Origin of the sequence: Caulobacter sp. SSI4214, assembly GCF_012184455.1 — a bacterium.
Lineage (GTDB): Bacteria > Pseudomonadota > Alphaproteobacteria > Caulobacterales > Caulobacteraceae > Caulobacter > Caulobacter vibrioides_E.
This window is the reverse complement of record NZ_SZWJ01000131.1, coordinates 1-9,021: the sequence shown is the minus strand read 5'-3', so window position 1 is coordinate 9,021 and position 9,021 is coordinate 1. Positions and strand designations below refer to the sequence as shown.

Genomic DNA, 9,021 nt, shown 5'->3' with positions numbered 1-9,021 from the left:
GGAGGGGGACCGGCGAACGCCGGTGGAGGGGGAGCGCCATGAAGGTCCCCGCCTACGCCGAACTCCAGGTCACGACCAACTTCTCCTTCTTGCGCGGCGCTTCGCACGCCGAGGAGCTGGCCATCGCCGCCGAGGCCCTGGGGCTGGCGGCCATCGGCGTCGCCGACCGCAACAGCCTGGCCGGGGTCGTGCGCGCCTGGACGGCGGCCAAGACGCGGAATATCCGTGTGCTGAGCGGTTGCCGGCTGGACTTCATGGACGGGACGCCCAGCCTGCTGTGCTACCCCGCCGACCGCGAGGCGTTCGGCCGGCTGACCCGCCTGCTGACGGTCGGGCAGCGGCGGGCCGAGAAGGGCGCGTGCCACCTGACCTGGCGCGACTTCCTGGAGCATTCCGACGGCCAGCTAGGCCTGATCGTCCCGCCCAAGACCCTGGACGAGGCCTTCGCGCGCGATCTTGCCCGCATGGCCGGCGACCTGCGGGGACGGGCGTGGCTGGCGGCCAGCCGCGCCTACGCCGCCCAGGACCTGAAGCGCCTGGCCCGGCTGGACGCCCTGGGCCGCGAGGCCGGGGCTCCGATCGTCGCCACCAACGACGTCCTCTATCACGGTCCCGAGCGGCGGCCGCTGCAGGACGTCATGACCTGCGTGCGCGAGCACTGTACGATCCAGGAGGCTGGTCTTCGGCTGGAGGCCAACGCCGAACGCCACGTCAAGTCGCCCGGCGAAATGGCCCGGCTGTTCGAGCGCTGGCCGCGCGCGGTGGAGCGCACGATCGAGATCGTCCAGCGCATCGCCTTCGACCTTGGCCAGCTGAACGAGCAATATCCCGACGAGCCCGTGCCGGCGGGCAAGACGGCGATGCAGCACCTGACCGACCTGACGTGGAGGGGCGCGGCCTGGCGCTATCCGGGCGGCGTGCCCGACAAGGTCAGGGCCCAGCTGACCGAGGAGCTGCGGCTGATCGGCAAGATGGACTACCCCAACTACTTCATCACCGTGCACGACATCGTCCGCGAGGCGCGGGCGATGGGAATCCTGTGCCAGGGGCGCGGCTCGGCGGCCAATTCCTCGGTCTGCTATTGCCTGGGCGTCACGGCGATCGACCCGACCGAGCATCGCCTTCTGTTCACCCGCTTCATCTCCGAGAACCGGGGCGAGCCGCCCGACATCGACGTCGACTTCGAGCACGAGCGGCGCGAGGAGGTGATGCAGTACGTCTATCGCCGCTATGGCCGGGAGTACGCGGCGATCTGCGGCACGGTGATCCACTACCGCCCGCGCAGCGCCATCCGCGACGTCGGCAAGGCCCTGGGCCTGACCGAGGACGTCACTTCGCTGCTGGCCGGCACGGTCTGGGGCAGCTGGGGTTCGGGCCTGCCCGAGGAGCACCTGCGCAACGCGGGCCTGGACCCCGAGGCGCCGGAGATCGCCCGCGCCGTGGCCCTGGCCACCCAGCTGATGGGCTTCCCCCGCCACCTGTCGCAGCACGTCGGCGGCTTCGTCCTGACCAAGCGGCGGCTGGACGAGACCGTGCCGATCGGCAACGCCGCCATGGCCGACCGCACCTTCATCGAGTGGGACAAGGACGACATCGACAGCCTGAAGCTGATGAAGGTCGACGTGCTGGCCCTGGGGATGCTGAGCGCCATCCAGCGGGCCATGACCCTGCTGCGCGACGACCACGGCCAGGACTGGCTGAAGGACCTGGCCGACATTCCCAAGGAGGTTCCGGGCGTCTACGACATGCTGTGCGTCGCCGACAGCGTGGGCGTGTTCCAGGTCGAGAGCCGGGCCCAGATGTCGATGCTGCCCCGGCTGAAGCCGCGCAGGTTCTACGACCTGGTCATCGAGGTGGCGATCGTCCGTCCAGGGCCGATCCAGGGCGACATGGTGCATCCCTATCTGAAGCGGCGCAACGGGATCGAGCCCGTGGACATGCCCGCGCCGTCGCCCGAGCACGGTCCCGCCGACGAGCTGAAGCAGATCCTCGGCAACACCTATGGCGTGCCGCTGTTCCAGGAACAGGCCATGAGCCTGGCCATCGAGGCGGCCAAATTCACGCCCGACGAGGCCGACGGCCTGCGCAAGGCCATGGCCACCTTCCGCAATCTCGGAACGCCCGACGAATATCGCGACCGCTTCGTCGAGGGCATGGTGTCGCGCGGCTACGAACGCGACTTCGCCCAGCGCTGCTTCAAGCAGATCGAGGGCTTTGGCCACTACGGCTTTCCGGAAAGCCACGCGGCCAGCTTCGCCAAGCTGGTCTATGTCTCGGCCTGGATCAAATGGGCGTGGCCGGATGTGTTCTGCGCGGCGCTGATCAACTCCCAGCCGATGGGCTTCTACCAGCCGGCCCAGCTGGTCCGCGACGCGCGCGAGCACGGGGTCGAGGTGCGCCCGCCCGACATCCTGGCCAGCGACTGGGACTGTACGCTGGAGGCTCTCTCCCTCTTGGGGGAGGGGGCCGCCCGCTTCACCCCCCGTTCCGACAAGATCGCCGACTACGCCAACCGCCATCGCTGGAAGGCCGTCCGCCTCGGCTTCCGCCAGATCAAGGGGCTGAAGAAGGCCGACGTCCAGACCCTGCTGCGCGCCCGCGCCGAGGGGGCGCGCGCGCCGGGCGAGTTCGCCCAGGGCGGTGTTCCGCAGCGGGCGCTGGAGCTGCTGGCCGAGGCCGACGTCTTCGCCTCGGTGGGACTCTTCCGCCGCGAGGCCCTGTGGGCGGTGAAGGGGCTGAAGGGCGAGCACCGCGCGCCGGTCCAGGCGCCGCTGCTGGCCGGCCTGCCGCTGTTCGAGGACCGGGTGGCGCTGCCGGAAATGGGCCGCCCCCAGGAGGTGGCCGAGGACTATCGCACCACCAGCCTGTCGCTGAAGGCCCACCCGATCGGCTTCTATCGGCCGATGCTGGCGCGGCGCGGGGTGATCACCGCCGAACAGCTGCGGACCCTGAAGGACGGGGCCAAGGTCGCGGTGGCGGGCCTCGTCCTGATCCGCCAGCGACCGGGCACGGCCAAGGGCGTGGTGTTCGTCACCCTGGAGGACGAGACCGGCGTGGCCAACGCCGTGGTCTGGAAAGACCGCTTCGAGGCCGACCGCAATGTGGTGATGACCGCCTCGTTCCTGGTGGTGCGCGGCCGGGTGCAGCGCGCCGAGGGCGTGATCCATGTCGTGGCCGAGGGCTTCACCGACCTGTCGGCCCACCTCTCGACCCTCCGCGACGAACCTGACGCCCCCGCCCCCCGCGTCCGCCAGAAGGTCTCGGGGCGGCTCCTGAGGAGCCGGGATTTTCACTGAGGGGGCGTCAGCTCATGTCCCGAGGAGGCGAACAGGAAGGCGCGGTCCAGCGCATGATCACGCGGCCAGGACGCGCTGCATATCCCCCTGGCCCGCGCGGCTGATCTGGAAGTGCCCGACCAACGTCGCGAGGTTGCGGGTCTCGGTCTCCATATTGGCCGCCGCCGCCGTGGTCTCTTCCACCATGGCCGCGTTCTGCTGGGTCACGTGGTCCATGTGGTTGATCGCGGTGCTGACCTGATGAAGGCCCAGCGCCTGTTCTTGCGTCGAACGGGAGATCGCGGCGAGCAGGGTGTCGATGTCGGCCACCTTGTCTACGATTCCGTCGAGCGCCTGCCCGGTTTCGGTGACGAGGCGAACGCCTCTGGCCACCTGCTGGCCGCTGGTGGAGATCAGGGCCTTAATCTCCCTGGCCGCCTCGGCGGAACGTTGAGCCAGAGAGCGCACCTCCTGGGCGACGACGGCGAAGCCTCGCCCGGCCTCGCCCGCGCGCGCCGCCTCCACCCCGGCGTTCAGCGCCAGCAGATTGGTCTGGAACGCGATCTCGTCGATGACGCCGATGATCGTGCCGACCTGACTGGAGCTGGCCTCGATCTCGGCCATCGCCACGACGGCGTCGCGCATGACCTCGCCCGATCGGACCGCGTCCAGGCGGGCTCCTGACGCGGCCGAGGCGGCCTGCTGGGAGTCGTCGGCGCTGCGCCGCACCGTGGCGGTAATCTGATCCATCGCCGCGGCGGTCTCTTCGAGGCTGGCCGCCTGCTGTTCGGTGCGGCGCGAGAGATCCAGCGCGGCGGCCGCGATCTCGCCCGCCCCCATGCGCAGACTGTCAGCCGCGCCGTTGATCGCGGCCATGGCCTTGCTCAAGCTTTCCACCGAACGGTTGAAATCTTGTCTGATGCGATCGAAGCCGCCAGGGAACGCGGCCTGGATGCGAACGCTGAGATCGCCAACGGCCACGCGCTCAAGGCCTTCCCCCAAAGCGGAGACGACCAGCGCCTGAGCCGCTTCGGCGTCATCGCGCGCGGCGTTGCTGGCCGCCTGCCGCTGGCGGATTTCGGTGATGTCGGTGGCGAACTTGATGATTTTGTAAGGCCGGCCTTCGGCGTCCAGCACAGGGTTGTAGGAGCCCCGGATCCAGATTTCCGCGCCGCCCGCTCCGACTCGGCGAAAGGCGTCCGCGAAGGCTTCTCCCGCGCGCAACCGCTCCCAGAACCGGGCGTACTCGGCGCCGCCGGCGTCTTCCGGCGGGACAAACATGCTGTGGCGCCGGCCTTTGATGTCCTCCAGCCGGTAACCCATCGTCGCCAGGAAATTGTCGTTCGCGTCGATGATTGTGCCGTCGAGTTCGAATTCGATGACAGCCTGCGAACGATGAACGGCCGCCACGATGGCCTCCAGATCCGCGACCTGCCTCTTCAGCGCCGCCGTCTGTCTGTTTTCAATCCCGAACATGCCCGCGCTTTCAAACCAGGGGTGAGACGATTGGTCCTACCGCGCTTTACTTAAGGCTTGATTATATCGAGTCAGATATTTTTTGCATGACAAATTTAGACGCGGACTTGGCGGATTCATTCTAGAGCGTGAAGGCTCTAATCCATGACGGATCATGGAGGCATTCCAGATGGACGTTCTTCGCCCCGAGACATCCGACGCCGTCGGGCCGACGTCCGACTACACCGACTTGCGGGTGGACCAGCAGTTATGTCTGGCGTTGCAGATCGCCAGCAGCCTCGTCACCCGGATCTATCGCGGGCTACTCGAGCCGCTGGGCCTCACCCATCCTCAGTATCTGGTCCTCATCGCGCTGTGGGAGCGCCAAGAGCGTTGCAGCATGGGCGACCTGCGGCGGGGACTGTGCATGGACACCGGCGCGATCACGCCGCTGGTCAAGCGGATGGAGGCCGCCGGCTTGCTCACGCGGTCTCGCGACGTGGTCGATGAGCGAAGGGTCTGGGTCGACTTGACCGACGCCGGATGGTCGCTGCGCGATAAGGTCCTGGCGGTGCGCGGGAGCGTCGTGGAACAGTTGCCCCTGTCGGATGACGAGATCGCGACCATGCGCGCCAGCCTGCAAGCCTTCAACGCTGGAATGCTCGCCAGCGCGCCGCCGTTTCGCTGAGTCCCGGTTCCGGTCGACCCGGGGCCGCGTCCGCCAGAAGGTCTCGGGACGGCTCCTGAGGAGCCGGGATTTTCACTGAGGGGGGAGGCGGGCCTTCCGTGCCGACATCTTTTTCGCGATAGCGTGTACGGTCCAAATGTTATCGAGATCGGCTTTGTCCCTGGCGCGCCGGCGCCCATGGGCGGCATCGACCTATCCCCTTGAGGAGCGCCGCATGAGCTCGCCAGCCACGTTCGACGCGCCGGAGCTATCGCGGGCCTATGCCGATCTCAGGCGTCAGGAAGGTCGGCCGAACGACGAGATCGAGACGCCGGCGCTGCGAAACCTGTTGCCCGCCCTGACGGGCCTGCGCGTCGTCGATCTGGGGTGCGGGGCCGGCCAGATGGCCAGCTGGGCGGCCGACCAGGGCGCGAGCGCGGTGCGCGCCTTCGACGCCTCGGCGCGGATGATCGAGGAAGCTCGCGCCGCCGCTGGGCGTCCGGTTGTCGAGTACGCTGTCCTGCCCATCGAGGACATCGCTCTGGCGCCCGGCTCGGCGGACGTGGTGATGAGCGGTTTGGCCTTTCACTACATCCAGGACATCGAGGCGCTGTTCTCGCGGATCCATGGCTGGTTGGCGCCGGGCGGCCTGCTGGCCTTCTCGGTCGAGCACCCGATCATGACCTGCGCCGCGCGCGCCTGGTTCCTCGACGAGCGGGGAGAGCGGCTGCACTGGCCGGTCGACCGCTATCTCGAGGAAGGCGGTCGAACGGTCGAATGGCTGGGAACGACGGTCGAGCGGGTCCACCGAACCGTTTCGAGCTACGCGCGGGCCTTGATCGGCGCCGGGTTCCAGATCGTCGACATGCGCGAACCGGCCCCGACCTCGGACCAGATCGAGCGCTGGCCGGCCCTGGGCGATCACCGCCGCCGCCCGCCGTTCCTGCTGATGGCCGGCCGATCCGCGCCGACTCCGGGAACGGACTTTCAGACCCGAACCAGATCGTAGACATAGGCCTTGTCGTCCTTGCGACTGACCCAGACGGTCTCGGGCGGCAGCGGGCCTTGCGCCATCCTGTCGACGTCCCACGGCGCGCTGAGGACGACGCCGTGCTCGTCGCTCACCGTCCAGCCTCGCTCCGGCGTCCAGGCCAGGCTCAACGGAGAATCGGTTCGCCGCCAGGCGGGCCGACCAGACTCGCTTGGAGCCGGCGTGAAGCGATAGGTCACGCCGTCCAGCCGGCGGCGGAATTCGAAGATGAGGTCGGTCGAGGACATCAACGGGCCTGTCTTGCGCGCGGAGACATGACGGATGGCCGCGACGGTGGTCGATAAGGCCGCGCGAGGCAATGGGACCGCCGTCCGACGCCGATGGGCGTGTTCCCCCCGCCTCACCGCTCCCGCAGGCCGAACCAGCCGCCGTCGGCGTCGAACAGCACGTCGTAGCGGCGCAGGGCGTGGCGGCCGGTGTTCACGAAGGCCTTGGTCATCGGCGAGTTGACCAGCACCTGGCTCGGCGCGATCGGATCGCCCTGGCCGACCGTGAAGGCGAAGGTGGTGGCCGGGGCGGTCGGCACGGTGACGGTCACGGTCTGGCCGTCGTCCAGCACCTTGGACGGGGTCTTGGCGTTCTGGTTGATCTCGGTGTGGGTCTTCAGCGCGGCCGGATCGGCGACGCCCAGATACATGGTGGCGATGCCGGTATCGATCAGCAGCGCGCCGGCCTGGGCGGGCTGGTCGCCGGCCGCCACGGTCATCGGCGCCTGCCCCCAGTCCAGCGGACCGCCGCCCGGCCGGGCGTCCAGCTTGACGAACCGGAAGCCGGCGGCGGCCTGGGCGGTCAGGCCCACCCGCGCCCCGTCGGGGGTGATGACGTACCCCTTGCGGAAGCTCTTGGCCGAGATCGGCTTGCCGGCCAGGGCGGTCAGGTTCAGCAGCGGGTTCTTGTCCGGCGTGCCCTGCGTCTGGCCATTGCGCTCCCGGCCGAAGCCGACGCCCATATAGGCGATGCCCCTGGGCAGATCGACCGTCTCGGTCGGGGCGGCGCAGGTCCCCGGCGAGGTCTTCGTGTCGTAGCCGGGGCATTTCATCGCCGTCTCGACGATCAGCACGGGGACCTGGGCGCGCGCCGCCTCGCCGCCGGCCGTGTCGGCGTAGACGATCGTGGTCGGGACCCAATGGCCGACCCACAGGCGCTTGCTGCTGCTCAGGAACTCCCAGCCGGCCGGATAGGCCGCGGCCTTGGCGGCGGAATAGCCGGGCAGGTCGGCGGCGGACACCACGACTCCGGTGGAGCCGGTGTCCATCACCACCGGATGCGGCTGGAACGCCCCCAGCGGCCCCTCCAGCCGCAAGGCCACCTTCGGCGGCGCCTCGAACGGCTGCTGGGACGAGGGCAGGAAGGGGATCAGGCCGGTCTGGGCGTATGCCGTCAGGTCCGGCCCCGCCTGGGCGTGAGCCGCCCCGCCGAGCAGAAGGGCCGCCAGTCCGACGGCGGGGAATCCGCCCCGCCGAAGGGTCCGCAACGCGCGCATAGGGGGTCTCCTTTGTCTCGTCGTTCTTCGGCGCCTACGACGCCCGGATCTTCACCACCTTGGACGGGCCGGTCTGGCGGAGGTCTTCGACCAGGTCGAACAGGGCGGCGCGGAGGGCGGTTTCGTCGCCGATCTCGGCCAGGGCGTCGAGGGCGTCCAGGCGGGCGTCGGGGATGGGCGGGGCCGGGGCCAGGCGCAGGGCTTCCATGATGCCCGGGGCCTTGGGGCGGGCGATCTCGTTCACGTCGACCAGGGTCTCGGTCAGCTTCTCGCCGGGGCGCAGGCCGGTGATCTCGATGGCGATGTCGCGTTCGGGGACCAGGCCCTGCAGCTCGATCATCCGCCGGGCCAGGTCGATGATCTTGACCGGCTCGCCCATCTCCAGCGTCAGGACGCCGGCGTCGGGTTCCGAGGCGATCCGCGACAGGGCCACGGCGCGCAGCACCAGCTGCACCGCCTCGGGGATGGTCATGAAGTAGCGCTCGACCTCGGCGTGGGTCAGGGTGATCGGGCCGCCGGCGGCGATCTGGCTCTGGAAGATCGGCACCACCGAGCCGGCCGAGCCCAGCACGTTGCCGAAGCGCACGATGCTGACCCGCATCTCGTCGCCGCCGCCGTACTGGCGGGCCACCGCCTCGGCCACGCGCTTGGCCGCGCCCATCACGCTGGTCGGGGCCACGGCCTTGTCGGTCGAGATCAGGGCCAGGTGCGCCGCGCCGCAGGCCTTGGCGGCCGTGGCGACGTTGCGCGTGCCCAGGACGTTGGTGCGCACGCCCTCGCAGGGGTGGTTCTCGACCAGGGTGACGTGCTTGAGCGCCGCGGCGTGGAAGACGATGTCGGGCCGCTGCTCGCCGAACACGCGGGCCACGCGGGCGGCGTCGCGCACGTCGCACAGCACCTCCTGGCGGGGCAGGGCCGGGTAGGTCTGGGCGATCTCGCGGTCGATGTGGAAGAGGTTGTATTCCGAGGCGTCGACCAGGGTCAGCTGGGCGCAGCCGCTGGCGGCGATCTGGCGGCACAGCTCCGAGCCGATGCTGCCGCCGGCCCCGGTGACCAGCACGCGGCGGCCCGCGACCAGGGCGCGGACGGG

General features: G+C 69.6%; 7 protein-coding genes. 3 read left to right on the top strand and 4 right to left on the bottom strand.

Features of this window, described 5'->3' with window-relative positions; all coding sequences use genetic code 11:
* Nucleotides 1–38 precede the first annotated feature (38 nt).
* Nucleotides 39–3,296 carry an error-prone DNA polymerase gene (locus tag FCU40_RS21760; protein ID WP_168077826.1) on the top strand — a complete coding sequence of 1,086 codons (3,258 nt, stop codon included), beginning with the start codon at nt 39–41 and terminating at the stop codon, nt 3,294–3,296.
* A gap of 57 nt (nt 3,297–3,353) precedes the next feature.
* Here the strand turns inward: FCU40_RS21760 and FCU40_RS21755 are convergent, their stop codons facing one another.
* A complete protein-coding gene (locus FCU40_RS21755; protein ID WP_168077824.1) occupies nt 3,354–4,751 on the bottom strand; it encodes a PAS domain-containing methyl-accepting chemotaxis protein in 1,398 nt (465 codons plus the stop codon).
* A 169-nt stretch (nt 4,752–4,920) separates the two neighbouring features.
* On the opposite strand from FCU40_RS21755, the gene FCU40_RS21750 reads away from it, so the two are divergent.
* Nucleotides 4,921–5,418, top strand: a complete 498-nt coding sequence (locus tag FCU40_RS21750; protein ID WP_004622391.1) for a MarR family transcriptional regulator — start codon at nt 4,921–4,923, stop codon at nt 5,416–5,418.
* A 214-nt stretch (nt 5,419–5,632) separates the two neighbouring features.
* Nucleotides 5,633–6,406, top strand: a complete 774-nt coding sequence (locus FCU40_RS21745; protein WP_168077822.1) for a class I SAM-dependent methyltransferase — start codon at nt 5,633–5,635, stop codon at nt 6,404–6,406.
* Here FCU40_RS21745 and FCU40_RS21740 read toward each other — a convergent pair.
* The 3 genes from FCU40_RS21740 to FCU40_RS21730 form a co-directional block, all read right to left on the bottom strand.
* Nucleotides 6,385–6,675: a hypothetical protein gene (locus FCU40_RS21740; RefSeq protein WP_168077820.1), complete on the bottom strand. Its 291-nt coding sequence runs from the start codon at nt 6,673–6,675 to the stop codon at nt 6,385–6,387. The two genes, FCU40_RS21745 and FCU40_RS21740, sit on opposite strands and share 22 nt — an antisense overlap.
* 113 nt (nt 6,676–6,788) lie before the next feature.
* Nucleotides 6,789–7,931, bottom strand: a complete 1,143-nt coding sequence (locus FCU40_RS21735; protein WP_168077818.1) for a hypothetical protein — start codon at nt 7,929–7,931, stop codon at nt 6,789–6,791.
* 34 nt (nt 7,932–7,965) lie between these two features.
* Nucleotides 7,966–9,021: polysaccharide biosynthesis protein (locus FCU40_RS21730; protein ID WP_168077816.1), on the bottom strand; the 1,056-nt coding region annotated here is incomplete at its 5' end.